The following is a 24,344-nucleotide window of genomic DNA, read 5'->3' as shown; positions in this document are numbered from 1 at the left end:
AAGGAGGGTGGTACCGCGGGAGCCTGGCTCTCGTCCCTCCGACGGAGATGCCACAGTTCCGCCGGAGGAAGCGCCCGATGACATCAGTGAACCCGCCGCAGTACCGCCAGGTACCCGCCCAGGTCGACCTGCCCGCGCTGGAGCACGCCGTACTCGATTTCTGGCGTGAGAACAAGGTCTTCGACAAGAGCCTCGAACAGTCCGAGGGCCGCCCCGAGTGGGTCTTCTACGAGGGCCCGCCCACCGCCAACGGCATGCCCGGCGCGCACCACATCGAGGCCCGCGTCTTCAAGGACGTCTTCCCGCGCTTCCGCACCATGCGCGGCTACCACGTCGCCCGCAAGGCCGGCTGGGACTGCCACGGGCTGCCCGTGGAGCTGGCCGTCGAGAAGGAGCTGGGCTTCACCGGCAAGAAGGACATCGAGGCGTACGGCATCGCCGCGTTCAACGCCAAGTGCCGCGAGTCCGTCACCCGCCACACCGACGCGTTCTCCGAGCTGACGACCCGCATGGGGTACTGGACGGACCTGGACAACGCGTACCGCACCATGAACCCGGAGTACGTCGACTCCGTCTGGTGGTCGCTGAAGGAGATCTTCAACAAGGGCCTGCTGGTCCAGGACCACCGCGTCGCCCCCTGGTGCCCGCGCGACGAGACCGGCCTCTCCGACCACGAGCTGGCGCAGGGGTACGAGACGATCGTCGACCCCTCCGTCTTCGTCCGCTTCCCGCTGACCTCGGGCCCTCTGGCGGGCGAGGCCGCGCTGCTGGTCTGGACGACCACCCCCTGGACCCTCGTCTCGAACACCGCCGTGGCCGCGCACCCCGAGGTCCGGTACGTGGTCGCCACGGACGGCACCGAGCGGCTGGTGGTCGCCGAGCCGCTGGTCGGCAAGGCGCTCGGCGAGGGCTGGGAGACCACAGGACAGTCCTTCACCGGCGCCGAGATGGAGCGCTGGACCTACGACCGTCCCTTCGCGCTCATCGACTTCCCGGCGGAGGCGCACTACGTCGTCAACGCCACCTATGTGACGACGGAGGACGGTACGGGTCTGGTCCACCAGTCCCCCGCCTTCGGCGAGGACGACCTGCTCGTCTGCCGCGCGTACGGCCTCCCCGTGGTGAACCCCATCCGCCCCAACGGCACCTTCGAGGAGGACATCCCGCTGGTCGGCGGGGTCTTCTTCAAGAAGGCCGACGAGGCGCTCACCGAAGATCTCAAGGCACGCGGCCGGCTCTTCCGCCATGTTCCGTACGAGCACAGCTACCCGCACTGCTGGCGCTGCCACACCGCGCTCCTCTACTACGCGCAGCCGTCCTGGTACATCCGTACGACGGCCATCAAGGACCGGCTGCTGGCGGAGAACGAGCGGACCAACTGGTTCCCCGACTCCGTCAAGCACGGCCGGTACGGCGACTGGCTGAACAACAACGTCGACTGGGCGCTCTCCCGCAACCGCTACTGGGGCACCCCGCTGCCCATCTGGCGCTGCGAGGAGAACCATCTGACCTGTGTGGGCTCGCGCGCCGAGCTGACCGAGCTGACGGGCACCGACCAGAGCGGCCTCGACCCGCACCGCCCGTACATCGACGAGGTCACCTTCGGCTGCCCCACCGAGGGCTGCGGACAGCTGTCGACCCGGGTCCCCGAGGTGATCGACGCCTGGTACGACTCGGGTTCGATGCCGTTCGCGCAGTGGGGCTACCCGTACCAGAACAAGGATCTGTTCGAGAAGCGCTACCCGGCGCAGTTCATCTCGGAGGCCATCGACCAGACGCGCGGCTGGTTCTACACGCTGATGGCGGTCGGCACCCTGGTCTTCGACAAGTCGAGCTACGAGAACGTCGTCTGCCTGGGCCACATCCTGGCCGAGGACGGCCGCAAGATGTCCAAGAACCTGGGCAACATCCTCCAGCCGATCCCGCTGATGGACCAGCACGGCGCGGACGCGGTCCGCTGGTTCATGGCGGCCGGCGGCTCCCCCTGGTCGGCGCGGCGCGTCGGCCACGGCACGATCCAGGAAGTGGTCCGCAAGACGCTGCTGACGTACTGGAACACGGTGGCCTTCCAGGCGCTGTACGCCCGTACGTCCGGCTGGGCGCCCAGCGCGGCCGACCCGGCGCCGGCCGACCGCCCGATCCTGGACCGCTGGCTGCTCAGCGAGCTGCACGCGCTGGTCGACCAGACGACGGACGCCCTGGAGACGTACGACACCCAGCGCACCGGCAAGCTGCTCTCGGCCTTCGTCGACGACCTCTCCAACTGGTACGTGCGCCGCTCGCGCCGCCGCTTCTGGCAGGGCGACAAGGCGGCGCTCCGCACGCTGCACGACGTGGTCGAGACGGTGACGCGGCTGATGGCGCCGCTGACCCCGTTCATCACGGAGCGGGTCTGGCAGGACATGATCGTGCCCGTCACCGAGGACGCCCCCGAGTCCGTGCACCTGGCCTCCTGGCCGGAGCCGGACCTCGCGATGATCGACCCGGCGCTCTCCCAGCAGATGGCGCTGGTACGGCGGCTGGTCGAGCTGGGCCGCGCGACCCGCGCCGAGTCGGGTGTGAAGACCCGCCAGCCGCTCTCCCGCGCCCTGATCGCGGCGACCGGCTTCGAGGCGCTCTCCCCCGAGCTGCGCGCCCAGATCACCGAGGAGCTGAACGTCTCCGCGCTGGCGACGCTCTCCGAGGTGGGCGGCTCGCTGGTCGACACGACGGCGAAGGCGAACTTCCGCGCGCTGGGCAAGCGCTTCGGCAAGGGCGTCCAGGCGGTCGCCAAGGCCGTCGCGGAAGCCGACGCCGCCGCACTCTCCGCCGCGCTGCGCGAGGGTACGGCGTCGGTGACGGTGGACGGCGAGAGCGTCCCGCTGGCCCCCGACGAGGTGATCATCACCGAAACCCCCCGCGAGGGCTGGTCGGTGGCCTCCGACGCGGGCGCGACGGTGGCCCTCGATCTGGAGATCACCCCCGGACTCCGGCTCGCGGGCCTGGCCCGTGACGCGATCCGGCTCATCCAGGAGGCCCGCAAGAACAGCGGTCTCGATGTGGCGGACCGTATCGCGGTGCGCTGGACGGCGACGGCCCCGGACACCGCCGAGGCCCTGACGGCGCACACCCCGCTGATCGCCGACGAGGTCCTGGCGACGGACTTCGCCCAGGGCGCCGCGGACGACACCTACGGCGAGCCGTTCGAGGACGAGGGCCTCTCCCTCGTCTTCCGTCTCCGCAAGGCGTAGGAGACTCCCCGGGCGTCGGGCGGGCCGGACCTCCGGCCCGCCCGGCGCTCACCCGGGGAGCTCGGCGGGACCCGCGTCGACCGTGTGGTCGAAGACGAACATGTGGCCGGGATGGTGCGTGATCGTGTACGCGGCCCGCACGGCGGGCAGCGCCAGCTGCGGGGTGACTCCGCAGGCCCAGAAGACCGGTACGTCGCCGGGTTCGACGACCGGCGAGGGCCCGAAGTCCGGCCTGGCCAGGTCGGCGATGCCGAGCGCGGCCGGATCGCCGATGTGTACGGGCGCGCCGTGTCCCGCGGGGTAGCGGGACGTGATCTCGACGGCGCGCGGGACCAGTGGTGCGGGGATCGCCCGCATGCTGACCACCAGTGGCCCGGACAGCCGTCCGGCGGGCCGCGTCGGCAGGTTCGTGACGTAGACGGGCGGCGCGGCGGACTCCTGGGCGTAGCGGACGGGAACGCCCGCCGCGCGCAGCGGCCCCTCGAAGGTATGGCTGCACCCGAGGAGGAAGCCGACCGCGTCCTCGCGCCAGTACTCCGTGATGTCGGTGGGTTCCGCGACCTGTTCGCCGTGCTGCCAGACCCGGTAGCGGGGCAGCTCGGTACGGAGATCGGCCGTGGTCGCGCCGAGCCGTACCGTCGGATCGCCGGGCTCGGTGACGGCGAGCACGGGACACGGCTTGGGGTTGCGGGTGCAGTAGAGCAGGAAGTCGTACGCGAGGTCCTGGGGGACGACCACGAGATTGGCCTGCTGATAGCCGTCCAGCAGACCGGCGGTCGGCCCGGTCCACCGGCCGGCCGCCACGAGGCGCCGCAGCTCGGCCGGGGTCTCCGGGGCGGCCGGGGTGGTCCGGGCCGCCGTCACGCGAGTTCCGTGTGGCTGGATTCCTTGACGGTGCGCAGCGTGAGCAGAGCCATCACGGAGGCCGCCATGAGCAGATACCCCGGGGCGAGCAGATCGCCGGTGGAGGCGATGAGCCAGGTGGCGAGGTAGGGGCTGAGTCCGCCGCCGATGATGGTGCCGATGTTGAAGCTGAACGAGAGGCCCGTGTAGCGCACCCGGGTCGGGAACATCTCGGCGTAGGTCGGGTAGGTGACCGACTGGACGATGGGCATGGGCAGGGCGAGCACGACCATGGCGCCGACCGCGAGCGGGAAGCTGCCGAGTCCCATGACCAGCATGGCGGGGACGACGAGGATCGCGTATCCGGCGAATCCGACCGTGATCAGCCGTTTGCGGCCCCAGCGGTCGGAGAGTCCGCCGAAGACGGGCATGAGACAGGCCACGAAGAGGCTGATCCCGCCCATGATCCAGAAGGTGTTCGACTTGGAGTAGCCGAGGTCGGTGGTGAGGTAGATGTTCATGAAGATGAGGCCGACCCAGTAGCCGCAGTTGGACCCGATGGCCAGCAGGGTCACCTTGAGCACCTGGGCGCGGTGTTCGGTGAGCACCTCGGTCAGCGGCGCCTTGGCCGTGGCCTTCTCCGACTTCTTCGCGAGGAAGGTCTCGGAGTCCTCCAGCCGGTTGCGGGCGATCAGCGCGACGGCGATCAGGGGCAGCGAGAGCAGGAAGGGGATGCGCCAGCCGTACGCGTCGAGCTGACGCTCGTCCAGTACGGTCGTGGTGATCCCGGCCACCAGGGCCGCGGTCCCGCCGCCGAGGGCGACGCCGACCGGGGTGAACGCGCCGAAGAATCCGCGCTTGCCGTGCGGCGCCGACTCGGCGAGATACGTGGCGGAGCCGGTCACCTCGCCGCCCGCGAAGAACCCCTGGGCCAGCCGTACGAGGAGCAGCGCGATCGGCGCGGCGACCCCGATGGTGCCGGCGGTGGGGAGCAGTCCGACGGCGGCGGTGGCGCTGCCCATACCCACCACCGTGAGGATCAGTACCGGTTTTCGGCCGACCCGGTCGCCGAGCCGCCCGAGGACGATGCCGCCCAGCGGTCGCATCAGGAACGCGCTGCCGAACACCGCCAGCGTGGCCAGCAGGGAGGCGGTGGGGTCGTCGCCGGGGAAGAAGTGCGGTCCGATGATCACCGCGAGATAGCTGTAGACGCCGAACTTGTAGTACTCGATGGCCGTTCCGGCGGCGGCGGCGATGGCCGCCCTGCGCGGACGGCCGCGTGCCGCTCCGTCGTCCGCCGGGCTCGCGGTGGCCGGGAGAGTCGGTTCACTTCCCGTCCCTCCGTTGTCCTCGACCGTCGTTGGTAGGCTTTTCATGGGGTCCTCCGGGTCTGACATGTCCTGTGGCCGGGATGTGCTGTCAGTCGTGCGGGCTTGTGTTCCACGGTCCGCGCGGCGCGGGGGTCCCCGCCGCGCGACGGCCATCAGCGGGACCAGTCCTCCTGCTGATGACCGTCGTCTCCTGCGAAGTGCGGACCGGTGCGGACCGGTGCGGACCGACCGGTCTCAGACGGCGAAGAGCTGGCTGATGTCGGCGAACGCCTTGAACTCCATCGCGTTGCCGGCCGGGTCGAGGAAGAACATCGTCCACTGCTCGCCCGGCTCGCCCTGGAAGCGGACATAGGGCTCGATCACGAACTGGGTGTCGACGGCGGTGAGCCGCGCGGCGAGTTCCTGGAACTCCGGCACCGAGAGCACCAGACCGAAGTGCGGAACCGGCACCTGGTGGCCGTCGACGGGGTTCGTCCCTGCGATGCCGTCGCGCGGAGTCCCGGACGGGCCGTCGCCGACCTGGTGGGTCACGACCTGGTGGCCGCCGAAGTTCCAGTCGATCCACTTCGTGTCGGAGCGGCCCTCGCCGAAACCGAGCACCTTGCCGTAGAACTGCCGGGCGGCGTCGATGTCGTCGACCGGGATGGCGAGGTGGAACGGGGCGAGGGAAGCGGGCTGGTCGGTCATGGTTCTCTCCTTGTGGGTCCTGCTGTTGCCGTGCGGCGTGGAATGAAGGAACAAAAGGGAATGTGCGGAGCCCGGTCGCCCGGGCCCGTTCTGCTACGGCCCTCCTCTCAGCGCATGGGCATGAGCCGCAGTTCGTCGCCCGGCACCGCCTGGCCGACGAGATCGATGTCGGCGTCGGTGACGACGCCGATGACGGGATAGCCGCCGGTGACCGGGTGGTCGGCGAGGAAGACGATCGGCTCGCCCGAGGGCGGCACCTGGATGGCTCCGCGCATGGTGCCCTCACTGGCCAGGTCGACCGAGCCGATGGAGAGCGCGCCGCCGGTCAGCCGCGCGCCCACCCGGTCGCACTGGGCGGAGACCCGCCAGGGCTCACTGGTCAGCCGGTGCCGGTCGGCGGCGCCGAACAGCTCGTGCCGCGGCCCCCACCGGAACCGGACGGGGATCGGCCCACCGCAGGGGACGATGCTGAACGCCAGCTCCAGCGGCACCCCGGGCACCGGTCGCGCGGGCCCGAGACCGTACCGCGACCCGGCACCGACGGGCGCGGGTCCGAGTCCGGTGAGGGAGTCCCGCGAGGCCGACCCCAGCACCCGTTCCGGCTCCATCCCGCCGGAGACGGTGAGATACGTACGGCAGCCGGCCCACGGACGCCCGATGGCCAGCACGGCTCCGGCGGGCAGCCGCACGAGCGGCGCGTCGTACACCGGTACGCCGTCCACCGTCACCGGAGCCGGCGCCCCGGTGATCGCCACGTACCGGGACTCCGACAGGGTCACGGCCAGGCCGCCGACGGTCACTTCGAAGGCCGGGGTGTTCTCCGGGTTGCCGGCCAGCCGGTTGGCGAGGCGGAAGCTGCGCCGGTCGGCGGGGCCCGAGGCCGGGACGCCCAGATGGGCGAGACCGGGCCGGCCGAGATCCTGCACGCTGGTCGCGACCCCCGCCGCGACAACGGTCAGGACCGCGCGGGCGCCCCCCGCCGAGCGCGCCGCGTCCGCCACGACCGGTGCGGTACGGACGGACACCACCGGACTCCGCCGGGGACCGAGTGCGGTGGTCATGACGCGACCTCCTCGAACACGACCCGGTCACCGATCGCCAGCCGGTTGGGCGGCTGCGCGTCGACGTCCCACAGCCGCTCCTCGGTGACCCCGATCTGGTGCCAGCCCCCGGGGGTGCCGCCGGGGTACACCACCGTCTGGTTCCCGGCGATCGCCACCACCCCGGCCGCCACCCGGGGGCGGGGGCTGGAGAGCCTGGGCAGCCGCAGGCTCTCCGGTACCCCGTCCAGATAGGCGAAGCCGGGCGCGAAACCGAAGAACCCGACCGTGTACGTGCCCCCGGTGTGCAGCCGCGCGACCCGGCGCGGGGTCATCCCGACGCGCTCGGCGACCGCCGCCAGATCCACCCCGTCGTACCGGACCGGAATCACGACCGTACGTCCCGGAGCCGGCCGGGACGCCCGCCCGCCGACCTCGTCGAGCACGGCGCGCAGTTCGGCGGCGAGCGGCTCCATCCCGGCGAGCGTCTCGGCCACCACCAGGACGGTCGTCGCGGCGGGTACGACGTCCCGCAGCTCCGACGACCAGGGCCGCGCACGGATCGCGGTGGCCACATCGGCGGGGCGCGGCCCGGCGCAGTCGATCAGCCAGCCCCGGTCACCCGCCCGCCGCAGGACCGGTTCCGCGCGGGTCACAGCCGTACCCCGGTCGGCACGGCGGTGAGGCCGTCGGGCGTGCTCACGGCAACTCCGGCCGCGGCGAGGGCCGTCCGTACGGCGGCGGTGATGGCGACCGCGCCGGGCGTGTCGCTGTGCACGCACAGCGCCGCCACCTCCCCGCCGTCCGGGGTGATCCGTACCGTCCTGCCGCTCACCGAGGTCACCGTTCCCGTCCGCGCCATCTCCAGCGCGCGGCGCGCCGCCTCGGCCGGATCGGTGACCAGGGCGCCCGGCTCGGACCGGGGCACCAGCAGGCCCTCGTCCGTGTAGCCGCGGTCGATGAACGCCTCGGCCAGCGGGCGGCAGCCGGCCTCGACCGCGCGCTCCCACACGGCCGTCCGCGGCTGGCAGAGCAACGGCAGCTCGCGGTCGTACAGCGTGACGGCCTCGACGATCGCCGCCGCGTGTCCCGGGTGGTGGGCCGCCGCGTTGTACAGCGCGCCGTGCGCCTTCAGATAGCTGACCCGGCTGCCCGCCAGCCGCGCGAAGACCTCCAACGCGCCTATCTGATAAAGGATTTCGTTGACCAGCGTCCCTTTCGGCACATCGATGAAGCGCCGCCCGAAACCGGCCAGGTCGCGGTAGGAGACCTGCGCCCCGATCGCCACGCCCCTGGCCGCGCTCGCCTCGCAGGTACGGCGCAGGATGTCGGGGTCGCCGGCGTGGAACCCGCAGGCGACATTGGCGGCCGTGACGAGGTCGAGCAGATCCCCCTCGTCGGCGGGCCCCCACACCCCGAACCCCTCGCCCACATCCGTGTTGATCGCGAGCGCGGTCACCGGCCCGTCTCCGCCCAGTAGGCCTCGATCGTGTTGCCGCTGTTCTCCCAGGCCGCGTGCAGTCCGTGCTGTCCGCCGTCGATGTGCGCGACGATCTGCCGGGCCAGCTCCTCCGCGTTGCCGTCGGCCAGCGCCTGGACCATCGCGGCGTGTTCGCACTGCACGCGCTCGTACGCCGAGGTGCCGTGCACGTAGAAGCGCGAGTACGGCTCCAGGCGGTGGTACATCCCCGAGATGACCTCGTAGCGCAGCGGCAGCCGGGACAGCCGGTACATGTCGAGATGGAACGCGAGGTTCGTCCGCGACCAGGAGTCGGCGGCGGATTCGGCGAGGCGCTCCATCTCCTTGGCCATCGCGTCGAAGCGGCTGATGTCGCGCCGCGAGACCCGCTCGGTGACATGCTCGGCGAAGCTCGGCTCGACCAGTCGGCGCAGGTTGTAGATCTCGTCGATCTCCTCCAGATCCAGCACCGTCACAAAGGTGCCGCGCCCCGGCGTCGTACGGAGCAGCCCCTCGCTGGCGAGGGTCCGCATGGCCTCCCGCAGCGGGATCCGGCTCACCCCGAACCGGTCGGCCAACTCGTCCTGCACCAGCCGGCAGCCGGGCGGATAGACCCCCTCGACGATCAGCCGACGCAGCTCGCCGGTGACATCGTCGGCGCCGTTGGCGTCACCCCGGGTCCCTCTGACTTCTCGACTCATATCCCGTGTATACAGTGGATGCACAAGCCAGGGGAAGAGTGTCGACCAACAGTGATCCGGGATTTACCCCAAGGAAACCCGCCGCTTCCAAGCCCGTCCGCCCCTTCAAGCCCGCTCCGCCCCCGTCAAGCCCGCCCGGCGATTGAGGACACCCTTGAGCCCGCCCGGCGATTGAGGACACCCTTCAGCCCGCCCGGCGATTGAGGACACCCTTCAGCCCGCCCGGCGATTGAGGGCACCCTTCAGCCCGCCCGGCGATTGAGGGCATCCTTCAAGCCCGTCCGGCGATTGAGGACCGGGGCCCGGGGCGGAGCCCCGTTCAAGCCCCCGCGCAGCGGAAAAGGGCCGGGCCCGGGACATCAGTCCCGGGCCCGGCCCTTCAGCCTGCCGACGGCTACGCGTACCGCACGCGCACCCCCGTCAGTTGTCGTCCTCGTCGATCAGGAACCCACGCATCGGCGACGGCGCCTGCTGCATCGGCTGCGGCGCCTGCGGCCGAACCGGCGCCATCGGCTGGGTCATCGCCGGCGACATCTGCTGCTGGCCACCGTACGAAGGACCCGACGACGGCGCGCCCATGGAACCGCCCATGGAGCCACCCATCGAGGACCCGCCCATGGAAGGTCCGCCCATGGAGCCGCCCATCGAAGGCGCGCCTCCCATTCCCATCGCGCCCGCACCCGCCTGCGCCATGGAGGGCGACGGCGGCAGCGAAGCGGTCGCGGGGGTCCGCGGCGGCGCCAGCGAGTCGTCCGCCTGGGTCTCCAGCTGACGCAGCTGGCTCTCCAGATAGGACTTCAGCCGGGTCCGGTACTCGCGCTCGAAGCCGCGCAGATCCTCGACCTTGCGCTCCAGCGTCGCGCGGGCGGACTCCAGGGAGCCCATCGCCACGCGGTGCTTCTCCTGCGCGTCCCGCTCCAGCGCGTCGGCCTTGGCACGCGCGTCGCGCTCAAGACCCTCGGCGCGGCTGCGGGCCTCGCCGACGATCTTGTTGGCCTCGGAACGCGCCTCGGCGATCGCCTGGTCGGCGGTCTGCTGCGCGAGGGAGAGCACCCGCGCGGCGCTGTCGCCGCCGGGGCCCTGACCGGGCTGCTGCATCTGCGGGTTCTGACCCATGGGACCGCCCATCGGGCCACCCATCGGTCCGCCCATGGGGCCACCCTGCTGCTGCATGGGTCCACCCATGGGGCCGCCCTGCTGCTGCATGGGTCCACCCTGCATGGGGCCGCCCTGCATCGGACCTCCCTGCATGGGGCCGCCCTGCATCGGGCCACCCTGCTGCATGGGTCCGCCCATGGGGCCGCCCTGCTGCTGCATGGGTCCACCCTGCATGGGGTGCTGCTGCTGGCCGCGCGGGTCGTGGCCCTGCGGACCGGGACCCTGGCCATGACCGCTCGGTCCCGCGGGCAGCTGGGGCGCGCCACCGGGCAGTTGGGGGGGACCCATCTGCGGGGGCTGCTGCTGCTGCGGCGGTCCGGATATGGCGGCGGGCACGGGACCCCCGGGCCGGTCCTGCTGCTCCGGAGGCTTGCGCATGCCCTGTTGCTGCTGCTGTTGCTGCTGGTTCTGCGCGGCGGCACGCGTCGCGGCGGCCAGCTTCGCGCGCAGATCCTCGTTCTCGCGGAGCAGGCGGGTCAGTTCGGCCTCGACCTCGTCGAGAAAGGCATCGACCTCGTCCTCGTCGTAGCCTTCTCGGAGGCGGACGGTCGTGAACTGCTTGTTCCGCACGTCCTCGGGGGTCAACGGCATCTCTACTTCACCTCTACGTAGTCGTCGGCAGTCGGCAAGACCGTATCGCTCACATTCCCCTCGCAAGACTGCTCACGAGCGAGATCAGGATCCAAACGATGATCATCAGAACGAAGAAGGACAGGTCGAGTGCCACGCCCCCGAGACGCAGCGGCGGAATGAACCGCCGCAGAAGCTTGAGCGGTGGATCGGTGACAGTGTAGGTGGCCTCCAGAACGACCACCATCACCTTGCCGGGCTGCCATGAGCGGGCGAACTGGAAGACGTAATCCATGACCAACCGGAAAATCAGCACGATGAGGAAGCACATCAGCGCGATGTAGACCACCTGTAGTGCGATGCCCATCCCGCTGCTTCCCTCTCCCCTGGTTCACTCTGCTTCGGTCGTCCGCCGGGCCGTTCCCGACGTCCGACCGGGTTGTTCCCGGTGCTGCGTTCTAGCTCTGGTTGAAGAACCCGCCCTCCGCGATGCGGGCCTTGTCCTCCGCCGTGACATCGACGTTAGCAGGAGACAGCAGGAACACCTTCTGCGTCACGCGCTCAATGCTGCCATGGAGACCGAAGACGAGTCCCGCGGCAAAGTCGACAAGTCGCTTCGCGTCCGTATCGTCCATCTCCGTCAAGTTCATGATCACCGGGGTGCCTTCGCGGAAGTGTTCCCCGATGGTACGGGCCTCGTTGTAGGTCCTCGGGTGCAATGTGGTGATGCGGTAGGGCTCCCGCTCGGACACGACCTTGGGCATGATCACCGGCGCGTTCTTCTCCAGGCTCGGACGTTCAGGTGTGATGGACGCCACGGGGGCGATTCGCGCCGGACGTCCGCTTTCCGCAGCCAGCGCGACCGGCTCCCGCTCGCGCTGCGCGGGGGGTTGGACCATACGCACCGGTTCCTCACGCTCCGGCTGGTGCGCGGACTGGTGCCGCCGGTGCTCACGCTCCGGCTCCGGCTCGGGTTCGAAATCATCGTCGGGGTCGAAGCCCCGGCCGTCGTACCCATCGTCCTCCACGAGGCCGAGGTAGACCGCCATCTTGCGCATCGCGCCGGCCATGCTCTGAGTCCTCCGCTCTGTGGTGGATCGGCCTCGTCACCAAGTGCCCGCGATCCACTGGGTCTACCCACCTTTCGGCGGAAATGACCATATTTTCTGCTGTGGTCCGACTTGCTTCGCGACGTTACCCGAGCCGGGGTCGGACTCCGAGTACCGCCGTACCGACGCGTACATGTGTCGCACCGGCGGCCACGGCGTTCTCGAGGTCCGCACTCATCCCCGCGGAGACCATGTTCGCAGCCGGATGGTCCGCGCGCAGGCGGGATGAGATTTCCCGCAGCCGCTCGAACGCCGCCTCGGGACGACCCGCGAAAGCCCCGGCCAGCGGGGCCACGGTCATCAGTCCGCCGAGCCGCAACCCGGGCGAAGCGGCCACCGCCGCCGCCAACTCCTCGACCCCGTCGGGCGCCACGCCACCCCTCGCCCCGCGCTCGCCCGACTCGGCGTCCAGCGCGACCTGGATCAGACAGACCGGCTCGCGCCCCGCGCGGACCGCGGCCGCGGAGAGTGCGGAAACGAGCTTGAGCCGATCGACAGACTGCACCACATCGGCGTAACTGGCTACGGAACGGACCTTGTTCGTCTGCAATTGGCCCACAAAATGCCAGATCAGCGACAAATCTTTACAACTGGCGGCCTTGGGGGCGGCGTCCTGGTCCCGGTTCTCGGCCACCTGCCGGACGCCGAGTTCATGGAGCAGCCGCACATCGCTCGCGGGGTAGGTCTTGGTGACCACGATCAGCGTCACCTCCGACCGCTCGCGGCCCGCGGCGGTACAGGCGTCGGCGATCCGGCGCTCCACCGCCGCCAGGTTCGCCTCCAGTTCACTCCTGCGGTCCTTCATGTTCACCGGTCCAGCCAGACATAGCCGGCGAGCCGCCCGGTCGTGCGGTCGCGGCGGTACGAGTAGTGGTCGTGCGACTCCCGGGTGCAGACCGCGGAGCGCTGCCGGTCGCTCACCCCGAGGGCCGCGAGCTGCGCGTGCACTCCGGCGACGACATCGACGGACGGGGTGCCCCAGCTGGTCTCGGACCCGGCCTCGGGCACCGCGGCGGCGACCTCGTCCCGCATCGCGGCCGGGACTTCGTAACAGTGGCCGCAGACGGCGGGTCCGCTGCGGGCGGCGATCCGTCCCGGCTCGGCGCCGAGCGCGGTCATCGCCTCGACGGCGGCGGGCACGATTCCCGCGACGAGTCCGGGGCGGCCGGCGTGGGCGGCGGCCACGATCCCGGCGACCGGGTCGGCCAGCAGCAGCGGTACGCAGTCGGCGGTGAGCACGGCGAGGGCGAGCCCGCGGCGCGCGGTGACGACCGCGTCGACGGCCGGGATGTCCTCACCGGTCCACGGTCCTTCGGCGACGGCCACCTCGCGGCCGTGCACCTGGTTCATCCACACGACCCGCGCGGGGTCGATGGCCAGGGATCTCGCCGCGCGGTCCCGGTTGGCCAGGACGGCGGCGGAGTCGTCACCGACCGCGCCGCCGAGATTGAGCTGATCGTACGGAGCGGCGCTCACCCCGCCCCACCGGTCGGTGAAGGCGAAGTGCGCGCCGCTCAGATCCGTGTGGCTTCCTATCACTTCAGGAAGTCCGGGACATCCAGCTCTTCCGCCTGGCTGTCCTGGTACGGACGGGCCGGCGGGACATGCGGCTGGCCCAGCTGCGAGAACTTCTCGCCCACCGGGGCGGGATCGGCCTTGGCCGGGCTCTCGTCACGCGGCGGGACGGTGCCGAGGCCGCCGCCGGAGCGGCCGGTGTCGGCCGTCCGGGAGGAGGACTGCGGCTCGTCGCGCTTGGACGAACCCGCGCCGAGGACGTTCTCCCGCCGGGTCGGCGGCTGTCCGCCGTCGAAGCCGGCCGCGATGACCGTGACCCGTACCTCGTCACCGAGGGCGTCGTCGATGACGGCGCCGAAGATGATGTTGGCCTCGGGGTGGGCCGCCTCGCTGACCAGCTGCGCCGCCTCGTTGATCTCGAAGAGACCGAGGTCGGAGCCGCCGGAGATGGAGAGCAGCACCCCGCGGGCGCCGTCGATGGACGCTTCGAGGAGCGGCGAGGAGATCGCCATCTCGGCCGCGGCCACCGCGCGGTCGTCGCCGCGGGCCGAGCCGATGCCCATCAGCGCCGAGCCGGCCTCGGACATCACGGACTTGACGTCGGCGAAGTCGAGGTTGATCAGGCCGGGCGTGGTGATGAGATCGGTGATGCCCTGGACGCCCGAGAGCAGCACCTGGTCCGCGGACTTGAACGCGTCGAGGACGGAGACCTGCCGGTCCGAGATGGAGAGCAGCCGGTCGTTGGGGATGACGATGAGGGTGTCGACCTCTTCGCGGAGCTCCGCGATGCCGTCCTCCGCCTGGTTCGCCCTGCGGCGGCCCTCGAAGGTGAACGGGCGGGTGACCACACCGATCGTCAGGGCGCCCAGGGAACGCGCGATGTTGGCGACGACGGGCGCGCCGCCGGTGCCGGTGCCGCCGCCCTCGCCGGCGGTGACGAAGACCATGTCGGCCCCCTTGAGGACCTCCTCGATCTCCTCGCGGTGGTCCTCCGCCGCCTTGCGGCCGACCGCCGGGTTGGCGCCGGCGCCGAGGCCACGGGTGAGTTCCCTGCCGACGTCGAGCTTGACGTCGGCGTCGCTCATCAACAGCGCTTGCGCGTCGGTGTTGATCGCGATGAACTCGACACCCTTGAGACCGACCTCGATCATTCGGTTGATGGCATTGACACCACCGCCGCCGACACCGATGACCTTGATGACTGCGAGGTAGTTCTGCGGTGCTGCCACGTCGAAGGCCTCTCGCCTCGAGTTACGTGTCGTCGCGGTGCCGGGATGGCGCTGCGACGACTGATGCCGATGGGACGGTCCGAAACGCCGACCCAAACCCTCACGTTGAAGTTCAGGGTTACCAGTGTGTCCGCTTCTTGGACTCTTCCGAACAGGACACTAAGTCGACAAGTGGCGCACGTTCAACGAACACGCCGAACCTCCCGTTTTTCTTTTCACCCTATGTGATCACCCATAGCGCTGACCAACCAGGGTGCTGGCCAGCACATATGTGCGTCAACTACCCGATGCGGCAGGCGCGGTGGGTGCGCTCACATCGAAGTGCCCCGCTTTGGGGACCGCTTTCATGAGCGCGGCGAGCGCACGCGCCTTGGCCGTGCCGTCCTCACCGCTTCCCCACATCACCGTACGGCGGCCGGTCAGCTCCAGGGAGATGGAGTCGTACGAACGGACCCGGACGACCCGGGTGTCCGCGGCCACTTCCGGGGGCAGCTCCGCGCGCACCCGGACCGCTTCGAGGGCGAGACGCTCCGCCGGGAAGCGCTGTGAACCGGCCTGCTGACCGACCGTCAGGGCGAGCAGCGGAACGCCCTTGGGCGCCGAGTCGACCGTGGCGAACCGGACTCCCTTGGCGTCCATTTCGATAAACTTCGCGCCCTCTTCGACGAGCAGAGTGGGCTTACGTTCGGTCACTTTCAGGCCGATTCCGTTCGGCCATGACCGTTCGACCACGACCGCGTCGATACGCGGCAGCTCCTCGCGGAGCCGCGCCCCGATCGCGTCCGTGTCCACGGAGATCAGCGGCGTCCCGAGCGGGACGGCCGCGGCCCGCTCCACCTGGGCGCGGGTGAGCACCTCGGCGCCCCGGACGGTCACCTTCTCCGCGCGCAGCCACGAGGAGCCGTACAGCACCCACAGGACGCCCGCGGTCAGCAGGACCAGCCCGGCCAGGACGAGCACCGGCCGGGACCGGGCGAGCCGGAACCGGCGCTCCTCCGGCTCGTCACCGGGGTGGCCGGACGCCGACCCGGGTCGGGCGTCCCGTTCGGCGGTCGTCGGTCCGGCCACGCTCCTGCCTCCCTGTTCTGCGCCTGGTTCTACGCCTGTCGGCGTGCGGCGATCGCCTCGTACACCATGCCGACCAGCAGATCGTCGGCGTCCCTGCGGCCGAACTCGGCCGCCGCGCGGGACATCTCGTACAGCCGGTGCGGATCGGCGAGCACCGGCAGGACATTGCCCTGGATCCACTCGGGCGTCAGTTCGGCGTCGTCGACCAGCAGTCCGCCGCCGGCCTTGACCACCGGCTGGGCGTTGAGCCGCTGTTCACCGTTGCCGATCGGCAGCGGTACGTAGGCGGCCGGCAGTCCGACGGCGGAGAGTTCGGCGACGGTCATCGCGCCCGCGCGGCAGAGCATCATGTCGGCCGCCGCGTACGCGAGGTCCATCCGGTCGACATACGGTACCGGGATGTACGGCGGCATCCCGGGCATGTTGTCCACGCGCGGCATTTCGTTCTTCGGACCGACCGCGTGCAGGATCTGGATCCCGGAGCGCTGGAGCACCGGGGCGATCTGCTGCACCACCTCGTTGAGCCGGCGTGCGCCCTGCGAGCCGCCGGAGACGAGCAGCGTCGGCAGGTTGGGGTCGAGCCCGAAGGCGGCGCGCGCCTCGGGGCGTGCACGGGCCCGGTCCAGGGTGGCGATGGTGCGGCGCAGCGGGATCCCGATGTAGCGGGCGCCGCGCAGCTTGCTGTCGGGGGTGGAGACGGCCACCCCGGCCGCGTACCGGGAGCCGATCTTGTTGGCCAGTCCCGGCCGCGCGTTGGCCTCATGGACGATGATCGGCACCCCGAGCCGTTTGGCCGCGAGATAGCCGGGCAGGGCGACGTAGCCGCCGAAGCCGACGACACAGTCCGCCTTGGTGCGCTCCAGGATCTGCTCGGCGGCCTTGATGGTGCCGCGCAGCCGCCCGGGGACGGTGATCAGCTCGGGCGTGGGCTTGCGCGGCAGCGGCACGGCGGGGATCAGTCCCAGCTCGTACCCCCGCTCGGGAACGAGCCTGGTCTCCAGGCCCCGTTCCGTGCCGAGGCACGTGATCCCCACAGTGGGGTCCTGCCTGCGCAGGGCGTCCGCGAGGGCGAGCGCGGGCTCGATGTGGCCGGCGGTCCCCCCACCGGCGAGTACGACATGCACCGAAATTCACCGCTCTCCGGACGGACGCTTCTTGACGCGCCGTCTCATCGTCTTCCATCTCACCCCGGCCCGCTTCCCACGGAAGACAGGCTGCCGCATGGCCAGGGCCGCCTTCGCGGCGGGATCCTCCCGCGCGAACGCGATCAGCAGCCCGACGGCGAACATGGTCGGCAGCACTGCCGATCCTCCGTAGGAGAACAGCGGGAGCGGGACACCGGCGATCGGCAGCAGGCCGAGCACCGCACCCATGTTGATCACGGCTTGCACCATGATCCAGGTGATCACACCTCCCGCGGCGTACCTCACGAAGGGATCCTCCGTGCGTCCGGCCACGCGGATACTCGCATAGCCTAGAGCCGCGAAGAGCGCGAGCACCGACAGCGTCCCCGCCAGTCCCAGTTCCTCCCCGGTGATGGCGAAAATGAAGTCGGTGTGCGCTTCCGGCAGTTGACCCCACTTTTCCACACTCGCGCCGAGGCCGGAACCGAACCATCCGCCGGAGGCGAGGGCGTAGATTCCGTGGACCGCCTGCCAGCACTCCCCGTCGGGGCCGAGTTCGACCGCGCCGACGCAGGAGAACCGGGACAGCCTGTTCTCGCTGGTCTTGATGAGCATGAAGCCGATGAGCCCGGCGACCCCGAGCACCCCGGCGAAGAGCCGGGTGGGGGCGCCGGCCAGCCAGAGCAGTCCGAAGAGGATGGCCGTGAGAATGATCGCGGTGCCCATGTCGCCGCCGATCATGATCAGTCCGAGCAGTACGAAGGCGCCGGGCACCAGCGGCACCAGCAGGTGCTTCCACTGCGTCAGCAGCCGCTTGTCCTGTTTGCGGGCGAGCAGATCGGCGCCCCACAGGACCAGCGCGAGCTTGCCGAACTCGCTGGGCTGGAGCTGGAACGGGCCGCCGAGATAGATCCAGTTCTGGTTGCCGTGGATCGACCGCCCTATGCCGGGGACCTGCACCAGCACCATCAGGAAGACGGTGCCGACCAGCAGCGGGTAGGCGAGCGCCCGGTGGAGCTTGACCGGCATCCGGACGGCGGCGAGCAGCAGCCCGCCGCCGAGGACCACCGCGATGAGTTGCTTGCGGAAGAAGTAGCTTCCGGGCAGCGAGTTCTGGAGCGCGTAGATCATCGACGCGGAGTAGACCATCACCAGACCGAGGACGGTGATCAGCAGCGCGCTGCCCAGGATCAGGTAGTACGCGGTCAGCGGCCGGTCCCAGGCGCGGCGCAGCCGCTCGTACAGCCGCCGGGGGGCACCGCCCCCGGGCGGCCGGGTCAGCCCGCTCCCCCCGCCGCGCCGGGCCGCCGCGGGGGGCCGCCGTACGGGAACGCCGGGGGCCCGGCCGCGCAGCGCGAGCCCGAACCGCCTCCCGTTCGAGGGGCAGGCGCCGACCTCGCGCGTGGTGTCGGTGGCGTGGCTGCCCGCGAGGGCGGGCGAGCCCGGGAGTACGCCCGCGTAGCCCCAGCGGCCCGCCGTGGGCCGCGGTCCGCGGTCCGCGATGTCGTCGGCCGGCATCGTCGCTGTCCCCTCCAGTCGTGCCTGGCGCGGCTGCCGGTGGGCGCGGGGCCCACGGCCGGTGGCGCGGCCCCGGACAGCTCGGCGCGGCACGGGGCCGCGGCCGGTCAGGCGTGCTCGGCGGCGAGGGCGTGCACGGCGTCCGCGAACGCCTCGCCCCGCTTGTTGTAGTTGACGAACATGTCCATGGAGGCGCACGCCGGGGCCATCAGGACCGTGTCCCCCGGTTCGGCGAGCCGCGCCGCTTCCCGGACCGCCGCGGACATCGCCCCAGTGTCGGTCCGGTCGAGGTCCACGACCGGGACTTCGGGGGCGTGTCGCGTCAGGGCTTCCTTGATGAGCGCCCGGTCGGCGCCCAGCAGGACCACTCCGCGCAGCCGGCCGGCCGCCGCGCCGACCAGTTCGTCGAAGGACGCGCCCTTGGCGAGGCCGCCCGCGATCCAGACGATCGGGTCGTAGGCGGTGAGGGAGGCCTGGGCGGCGTGGGTGTTGGTGGCCTTGGAGTCGTCGATGTAGGTGACGCCGGCGACTTCGGCGACCCGCTCGATCCGGTGCGGGTCGGGCCGGAAGGCGCGCAGCCCGTCGCGGACGGCCTTGGCGGGCACGCCGAAGGCGCGGGCCAGGGCCGCCGCGGCGAGCGCGTTGGCGACGTTGTGCGGGGCCGGCGGTTCCACGTCGGATACCTGGGCGAGTTCCTGGGCGTGCTCGCGCCGGTTCTCGACGAAGGCCCGGTCGACCAGGATGCCGTCCACGACGCCGAGTTGGGACGGGCCCGGGGTGCCGAGGGTGAAGCCGATCGCCCGGCACCCCTCCTCGACGTCGGCGGCCCGCACCAGCTCCTCGGTGGCGGGGTCGGCCGCGTTGTAGACGCAGGCGACCGTGTTGCCCTCGTAGACCCGGCCCTTGTCGGCGGCGTAGGCCGCCATGGAGCCGTGCCAGTCCAGGTGGTCGGGGGCGAGGTTGAGCACGGCGGCGGAGTGGGCGCGTACGCTCGGCGCCCAGTGCAGCTGGTAGCTGGACAGCTCGACGGCGAGCACGTCGTACGGTTCGTCACCGGTGACCGCGTCGAGCAGCGAGACGCCGATGTTGCCGACGGCGGCCGTACGGAGCCCGGCGGCCTCCAGGATGGAGGCCAGCATCCGTACGGTGGTGGTCTTGCCATTGGTACCGGTCACGGCGAGCCAGGTCGCGGAGTCGGGCTTCCGCAGCCGCCAGGCCAGCTCGACATCGCCCCAGATCTCCACACCGGCGGCCTCGGCCGCCGCGAAGAGGGGCTTGTCGGGCCGCCAGCCGGGCGCGGTGACGACCAGCTCGGTCCCCTCGGGCAGCGTGGCGCCGTCCCCGAGGCGGACCGTCACGCCGAGCTGTGCCAGCTCGGCGCCCTGGGCGCGGGCCCGTTCGTCGTCCACCTCGTTGACGACGGTGACCACCGCGCCGAGCCCGTGCAGGACCCGGGCCGCCGGGATCCCGGACACCCCGAGACCCGCGACGGTGACCCGCTTGCCGTGCCAGTTCACTTCTCTGCCGCCCAGCCCGCGTAGAAGATGCCCAGACCCACGATCACGCACATGCCCTGGATGATCCAGAAGCGGACCACCACCAGGACCTCCGACCACCCCTTGAGTTCGAAGTGGTGCTGGAGGGGAGCCATCCGGAAGACCCGCTTACGGGTCATCTTGAAGGATCCGACCTGGATGACCACGGACATCGTGATCATCACGAACAGGCCGCCGAGGACGGCCATCAGGAACTCGGTACGGGAGAGGATCGCGAGGCCCGCGATCCCGCCGCCGAGCGCCAGCGAGCCTGTGTCCCCCATGAAGATCTTGGCCGGCGAGGTGTTCCACCACAGGAAGCCGAAGCAGGAGCCCATCAGGGCGGAGGCCACGACGGCGAGATCGAGCGGATCCCGTACCTCGAAACAGGCGTTGGGGTTGGTCAGGGTTATTGCGCTGGCGCAGGACTCCTGGAACTGCCACAGCCCGATGAAGGTGTAGGCGCCGAAGACCATCACCGAGGCGCCGGTGGCGAGCCCGTCCAGACCGTCCGTCAGGTTCACGCCGTTGGACATGGCGAGAATCATGAAGAGCGCCCAGACCACGAAGAGCACCGGGCCGATCGACCAGCCGAAGTCCGTGACGAACGACAGCTTGGTGGACGCCGGGGTGATGCCCCGGGAGTCGGCGAACTGGAGCGAGAGCACCGCGAAGGCGGTACCGACGATCAGCTGGCCCGCCATCTTCGCCTTGGCCCGCAGTCCCAGCGACCGCTGCTTGACGATCTTGATGTAGTCGTCGAGGAATCCGACGACCCCCATCCCCGCCATCAGGAACAGCACCAGCAGGCCCGAGAACTTCGGGTCCTCGCCGGTGATCACCTTCGCCAGGGCGTACGCGATCAGCGTGGCGAGGATGAAGGCGATACCGCCCATGGTGGGCGTCCCCTTCTTGCTGCCGTGCGTACGCGGACCGTCGTCCCGGATGAACTGCCCGTATCCCTTGCGGGCCAGGAGCTTGATCAGCAGCGGAGTGCCGATCAGGGTCAGAAAGAGCCCGATGGCTCCCGCGAAGAGGATCTGCCTCATCGGCCGGCGACCTCGCCCTCGGTGGCGTTCTCCAGCAGTGCCTGGGCGACCCGCTCAAGACCGACCGACCTGGAAGCCTTCACCAGCACGACGTCTCCCGGACGCAGTTCACTGCGCAACAGGTCGACCGCCGCCTGCGCGTCGGACACGTGCACCGACTCCTCACCCCACGAACCCTCGTTGTAAGCGCCCAATCGCAGCCAGGACGCTTCCCTGCCCCCGACTGCCACGAGCTTGCTGACGTTGAGCCGGACGGCGAGCCGTCCGACCGCGTCGTGCTCGGCGAGCGATTCGTCCCCCAGCTCGGCCATCGGGCCGAGCACCGCCCAGGTACGGCTCCCCGCGGGCCGTGAGGCACCGCCCATGGCGACCAGCGCACGGAGCGCCGCTCTCATGGATTCGGGGTTCGCGTTGTAGGCGTCGTTGACGATCGTCACGCCGTCCGAGCGCTCGGTGACCTCCATACGCCAGCGGGAGAGGGTTCCCGCCTCGGAGAGCGCCACGGCGATCTCGTCGGCGGACATGCCCAACTCATGGGCGACGGCGGCCGAGGCGAGCGCGTTCGACACGTGGTGCTCACCGTACAGCCGCAGCGTCACGTCGCTGCACCCGGAGGGTGTTCGAAGCCTGAACGCCGGCTGTCCCGTGGCTGTGAGGCGGACGTTCTCTGCCCGTACGTCTGCTTCGCCCGACTCTCCGAACAGCACGACGCGCGCCTTCGTGCGCGACGCCATGGCGCGGACCAGCGGATCGTCCGCGTTCAGGACGGCGATGCCGCCCTGTTCCGCGGAGGGCAGGGACTCCACCAGCTCGCCCTTCGCCTGCGCGATCTGCTCCCGGCCGCCGAACTCGCCGATGTGGGCGGTGCCGACGTTCAGGACGAGACCGATCCTGGGCGGTACGAGACCGGTGAGGTAGCGGATGTCACCGATGTACCGCGCGCCCATTTCGAGCACGAGGTAGCGGGTGTCCTCGACGGCCCGCAGGGCGGTGATGGGCAGGCCGATCTCGTTGTTGAGGTTGCCTTCCGGCCAGATCGTGGGACCCGCGCGCCGGAGCAGCTGGGCGATCAGGTCCTTGGTGCTGGTCTTGCCCGCCGATCCGGTGAGCGCGACGGAGGTGGCGCCGAGGCGCTCCACGACGGTACGGGCGAGGGCGCCGAGGGCCCCCACGACATCGTCCACGACGATGGCGGGCACGCCGACGGGGCGGGTGGCCAGCACGGCCACCGCGCCCGCCGCGACGGCGCCGCGCGCGTAGTCGTGGCCGTCCACGCGCTCACCGGCGAACGCGGCGAAGAGACCGCCGGGCTCGACCGCGCGCGAGTCGTAGACGACGGATCCGGTGACGAGAACGGCCGGATCCGGTATGTCGTGCGGCTGCCCGCCGACGATGGCGGCGATCTCGGCGAGGGAGAGGGCGATCACTGGGTCATCCCTGACTGTTGTTCTCGTGACGGTGCTCCCGCCGCGCGGCGGGAGCGCTCGATGGCCTCGCGCAGCACCAGCCGGTCGTCGAAGGGGCGCACCACCCCGGCGATGTCCTGGCCCTGCTCATGGCCCTTGCCCGCGATCAGTACGGTGTCGTCCGGCCTGGCGCGGGCGACCGCGGCGGCGATGGCCGAGGCGCGGTCCGCGTCGACGAGGACGTCGCCGCGCTCGTGGGACGGCACCCCGGCGGCGCCGGTGAGCATCGTGGCGAGGATCGCGAGCGGGTCCTCGCCGCGGGGGTTGTCCGAGGTCAGTACGGCCGTGTCGGCGAGCCGGGCGGCGGCGGCGCCCATCGGGCCGCGTTTGGTCTCGTCGCGGTCGCCGCCGCAGCCGAGGACGATGTGCACCTTGCCGGGGGTGACCTTGCGCAGGGAGCGCAGGACGGACTCGACGGCGTCGGTCTTGTGGGCGTAGTCCACGACGGCCAGATACGGCTGGCCCGCCTCGACGCGCTCCAGCCGGCCCGGCACGCCCGGTACGGCGGCGATGCCGTCGGCGGCGGTCTGCGGGTCGATCCCGGCGGCGGCCAGCGTGACGATCGCCGCCAGGGTGTTCGCGACGTTGAAAGGCCCTGGCAGCGGCGCCCTGGCGGCCACGCGCTCGCCCTTGGGGCCGACCGCGGTGAAGGCCGAGCCGTGGGTGCCGGTCTCGACGTCCTCGGCGTGCCAGTCGGCGTCGGGGCTGCCCTCGGCGGAGAAGGTGGTGACGGGCACGCCGGACTCGCCGGCGAGCCGGCGGCCGTACGCGTCGTCGAGGTTCACCACGCCGGTCCTGCTGCGCTCCGGGGTGAACAGCCCGGCCTTCGCCCGGTAGTAGTCCTCCATGCCGGAGTGGAACTCCATGTGCTCCGGGCTGAGGTTGTTGAAGACGGCGACGTCGAAGACGCAGCCGTCGACCCGGCCGAGCACCAGGGCGTGGCTGGAGACCTCCATGGCGACCGAGTCGACGCCGCGTTCGCGCATGACGGCGAAGAGCGCCTGGAGGTCGGTGGCCTCGGGGGTGGTGCGCTCCGACTTGATGCGTTCGTCGCCGACGCGCATCTCCACGGTGCCGATGAGGCCGGTGCGGTGGCCCGCCTCGCGCAGTCCGCCCTCGATCAGATACGCGGTGGTGGTCTTGCCCGAGGTGCCGGTGATGCCGATCTGGAGGAGCCCGGCGCCGGGGCGTCCGTAGATCTCGGCGGCGAGTTCCCCCATGCCGGCGCGCGGGTCGGCGACGACCAGGAGCGGCAGTCCGGTGGCGGCGGAGCGCTCCGCGCCCGCCGGGTCCGTGAGGATCGCGACGGCGCCGAGCGCGGCGGCCTGTCCGGCGAAGCCGGCGCCGTGGACCCGGGCACCGGGCAGCGCCGCGTACACATCACCGGGTCGTACGGCCCGCGAGTCGTGGGTGATGCCGGTCGCCTCCCCCGGGCCCCTCACCTCCTCCGGGCGGGGGAACTCGGCTCCCAGCAGAGCGGCCAGCTCCGCGAGGGGGATCGGGCGGACCCGTTCCGGACGGGGCGTCCCCGGCGGCCTCGGCGGGGCTTCGTCAGGGGTGGCGGGGGTGGTTCGGGACTGATCAGCTTGTGGCACGGCGGTGAGCGTACCGGGCTCGAAGGCGGCCGGGCCACGCGAGGTGGCCGGGTGCGCGGGGGGTTCCTGGTGGTTCCCGGAATCGGGGGTGATCGTTGTCACTGGCGCTTTCCCTGG

Annotated in this window: 21 protein-coding genes; 1 reads left to right on the top strand and 20 read right to left on the bottom strand. The window is 71.1% G+C overall.

Annotated elements, in window-relative coordinates; genetic code table 11:
- Positions 1-77: 77 nt before the first annotated feature.
- Positions 78-3,230: an isoleucine--tRNA ligase gene (gene ileS / locus AB0389_RS17920; protein WP_366396354.1), complete on the top strand. Its 3,153-nt coding sequence runs from the start codon at positions 78-80 to the stop codon at positions 3,228-3,230.
- 48 nt (positions 3,231-3,278) lie between these two features.
- On the opposite strand, the gene AB0389_RS17915 is transcribed toward ileS, so the two are convergent.
- The 20 genes from AB0389_RS17915 to AB0389_RS17820 all read right to left on the bottom strand — a co-directional run bounded on the left by AB0389_RS17915 (position 3,279) and on the right by AB0389_RS17820 (position 24,329).
- Positions 3,279-4,094: a putative hydro-lyase gene (locus tag AB0389_RS17915; protein WP_366396353.1), complete on the bottom strand. Its 816-nt coding sequence runs from the start codon at positions 4,092-4,094 to the stop codon at positions 3,279-3,281.
- Positions 4,091-5,449, bottom strand: a complete 1,359-nt coding sequence (locus AB0389_RS17910) for an MFS transporter (protein ID WP_366396352.1) — start codon at positions 5,447-5,449, stop codon at positions 4,091-4,093. Before AB0389_RS17910 ends, AB0389_RS17915 begins: the two co-directional genes overlap by 4 nt.
- A gap of 189 nt (positions 5,450-5,638) precedes the next feature.
- Positions 5,639-6,091 (bottom strand): VOC family protein, encoded by a 453-nt coding sequence (locus AB0389_RS17905; RefSeq protein WP_366396351.1) that lies wholly within the window; start codon positions 6,089-6,091, stop codon positions 5,639-5,641.
- A gap of 107 nt (positions 6,092-6,198) precedes the next feature.
- Positions 6,199-7,152, bottom strand: a complete 954-nt coding sequence (locus AB0389_RS17900; RefSeq protein ID WP_366396350.1) for a biotin-dependent carboxyltransferase family protein — start codon at positions 7,150-7,152, stop codon at positions 6,199-6,201.
- Positions 7,149-7,787 (bottom strand): allophanate hydrolase subunit 1, encoded by a 639-nt coding sequence (locus AB0389_RS17895; RefSeq protein WP_366396349.1) that lies wholly within the window; start codon positions 7,785-7,787, stop codon positions 7,149-7,151. The genes AB0389_RS17900 and AB0389_RS17895 overlap by 4 nt, the downstream gene beginning before the upstream one ends.
- Positions 7,784-8,590, bottom strand: coding sequence for a 5-oxoprolinase subunit PxpA (locus AB0389_RS17890; protein WP_366396348.1), 807 nt, complete (start codon positions 8,588-8,590; stop codon positions 7,784-7,786). Before AB0389_RS17890 ends, AB0389_RS17895 begins: the two co-directional genes overlap by 4 nt.
- Complete coding sequence (locus tag AB0389_RS17885) at positions 8,587-9,291, bottom strand: GntR family transcriptional regulator (RefSeq protein WP_366396347.1); 705 nt, start codon at positions 9,289-9,291, stop codon at positions 8,587-8,589. Before AB0389_RS17885 ends, AB0389_RS17890 begins: the two co-directional genes overlap by 4 nt.
- A 420-nt stretch (positions 9,292-9,711) precedes the next feature.
- Positions 9,712-11,040: a DivIVA domain-containing protein gene (locus tag AB0389_RS17880; protein ID WP_366396346.1), complete on the bottom strand. Its 1,329-nt coding sequence runs from the start codon at positions 11,038-11,040 to the stop codon at positions 9,712-9,714.
- A 49-nt stretch (positions 11,041-11,089) separates the two neighbouring features.
- Positions 11,090-11,386, bottom strand: coding sequence for a YggT family protein (locus AB0389_RS17875; protein WP_366396345.1), 297 nt, complete (start codon positions 11,384-11,386; stop codon positions 11,090-11,092).
- A gap of 91 nt (positions 11,387-11,477) precedes the next feature.
- Positions 11,478-12,089: a cell division protein SepF gene (locus AB0389_RS17870; RefSeq protein WP_366396344.1), complete on the bottom strand. Its 612-nt coding sequence runs from the start codon at positions 12,087-12,089 to the stop codon at positions 11,478-11,480.
- Positions 12,090-12,213: 124 nt separating this feature from the next.
- A complete protein-coding gene (locus AB0389_RS17865; RefSeq protein WP_366396343.1) occupies positions 12,214-12,933 on the bottom strand; it encodes a YggS family pyridoxal phosphate-dependent enzyme in 720 nt (239 codons plus the stop codon).
- Between the two features lie 2 nt (positions 12,934-12,935).
- Entirely contained in the window at positions 12,936-13,646 is a 711-nt protein-coding gene (gene pgeF, locus AB0389_RS17860; protein WP_366396377.1) for a peptidoglycan editing factor PgeF, read from the bottom strand.
- 17 nt (positions 13,647-13,663) lie between these two features.
- Positions 13,664-14,872: a cell division protein FtsZ gene (ftsZ, locus tag AB0389_RS17855; RefSeq protein ID WP_366396342.1), complete on the bottom strand. Its 1,209-nt coding sequence runs from the start codon at positions 14,870-14,872 to the stop codon at positions 13,664-13,666.
- 276 nt (positions 14,873-15,148) lie between these two features.
- Positions 15,149-15,940 carry an FtsQ-type POTRA domain-containing protein gene (locus AB0389_RS17850; RefSeq protein WP_366396340.1) on the bottom strand — a complete coding sequence of 264 codons (792 nt, stop codon included), beginning with the start codon at positions 15,938-15,940 and terminating at the stop codon, positions 15,149-15,151.
- Between the two features lie 29 nt (positions 15,941-15,969).
- The gene (gene murG / locus AB0389_RS17845) at positions 15,970-17,064 is read right to left on the bottom strand and encodes an undecaprenyldiphospho-muramoylpentapeptide beta-N-acetylglucosaminyltransferase (protein WP_366396339.1); all 1,095 of its coding nucleotides are present in this window, start codon (positions 17,062-17,064) and stop codon (positions 15,970-15,972) included.
- Between the two features lie 6 nt (positions 17,065-17,070).
- Positions 17,071-18,582 (bottom strand): putative lipid II flippase FtsW, encoded by a 1,512-nt coding sequence (gene ftsW, locus AB0389_RS17840; protein ID WP_366396338.1) that lies wholly within the window; start codon positions 18,580-18,582, stop codon positions 17,071-17,073.
- 107 nt (positions 18,583-18,689) lie between these two features.
- A complete protein-coding gene (murD, locus tag AB0389_RS17835) occupies positions 18,690-20,114 on the bottom strand; it encodes a UDP-N-acetylmuramoyl-L-alanine--D-glutamate ligase (protein ID WP_366396376.1) in 1,425 nt (474 codons plus the stop codon).
- The gene (gene mraY / locus AB0389_RS17830) at positions 20,096-21,166 is read right to left on the bottom strand and encodes a phospho-N-acetylmuramoyl-pentapeptide-transferase (protein WP_366396337.1); all 1,071 of its coding nucleotides are present in this window, start codon (positions 21,164-21,166) and stop codon (positions 20,096-20,098) included. Before mraY ends, murD begins: the two co-directional genes overlap by 19 nt.
- Positions 21,163-22,593 (bottom strand): UDP-N-acetylmuramoyl-tripeptide--D-alanyl-D-alanine ligase, encoded by a 1,431-nt coding sequence (gene murF, locus AB0389_RS17825; RefSeq protein ID WP_366396336.1) that lies wholly within the window; start codon positions 22,591-22,593, stop codon positions 21,163-21,165. The genes mraY and murF overlap by 4 nt, the downstream gene beginning before the upstream one ends.
- Positions 22,590-24,329, bottom strand: coding sequence for a UDP-N-acetylmuramoyl-L-alanyl-D-glutamate--2,6-diaminopimelate ligase (locus AB0389_RS17820; protein WP_366396335.1), 1,740 nt, complete (start codon positions 24,327-24,329; stop codon positions 22,590-22,592). The genes murF and AB0389_RS17820 overlap by 4 nt, the downstream gene beginning before the upstream one ends.
- Positions 24,330-24,344: the final 15 nt, after the last annotated feature.

Source organism: Streptomyces sp. NPDC093109 (assembly GCF_040701725.1).
Taxonomy (GTDB): domain Bacteria; phylum Actinomycetota; class Actinomycetes; order Streptomycetales; family Streptomycetaceae; genus Streptomyces.
Note: the sequence above shows the minus strand (reverse complement) of the source record. Positions and strands in the feature narration are given on the sequence as shown.

Excerpts from the sequence above, each read along its gene's own strand:
- ileS (WP_366396354.1), top strand. The coding sequence starts at position 78 with ATGACATCAGTGAACCCGCCGCAGTACCGCCAGGTACCCGCCCAGGTC.
- AB0389_RS17910 (WP_366396352.1), bottom strand. The coding sequence starts at position 5,449 with ATGAAAAGCCTACCAACGACGGTCGAGGACAACGGAGGGACGGGAAGT.
- AB0389_RS17905 (WP_366396351.1), bottom strand. The coding sequence starts at position 6,091 with ATGACCGACCAGCCCGCTTCCCTCGCCCCGTTCCACCTCGCCATCCCG.
- AB0389_RS17900 (WP_366396350.1), bottom strand. The coding sequence starts at position 7,152 with ATGACCACCGCACTCGGTCCCCGGCGGAGTCCGGTGGTGTCCGTCCGT.
- AB0389_RS17885 (WP_366396347.1), bottom strand. The coding sequence starts at position 9,291 with ATGAGTCGAGAAGTCAGAGGGACCCGGGGTGACGCCAACGGCGCCGAC.
- AB0389_RS17880 (WP_366396346.1), bottom strand. The coding sequence starts at position 11,040 with ATGCCGTTGACCCCCGAGGACGTGCGGAACAAGCAGTTCACGACCGTC.
- AB0389_RS17875 (WP_366396345.1), bottom strand. The coding sequence starts at position 11,386 with ATGGGCATCGCACTACAGGTGGTCTACATCGCGCTGATGTGCTTCCTC.
- AB0389_RS17870 (WP_366396344.1), bottom strand. The coding sequence starts at position 12,089 with ATGGCCGGCGCGATGCGCAAGATGGCGGTCTACCTCGGCCTCGTGGAG.
- AB0389_RS17865 (WP_366396343.1), bottom strand. The coding sequence starts at position 12,933 with ATGAAGGACCGCAGGAGTGAACTGGAGGCGAACCTGGCGGCGGTGGAG.
- ftsW (WP_366396338.1), bottom strand. The coding sequence starts at position 18,582 with ATGCCGGCCGACGACATCGCGGACCGCGGACCGCGGCCCACGGCGGGC.
- mraY (WP_366396337.1), bottom strand. The coding sequence starts at position 21,166 with ATGAGGCAGATCCTCTTCGCGGGAGCCATCGGGCTCTTTCTGACCCTG.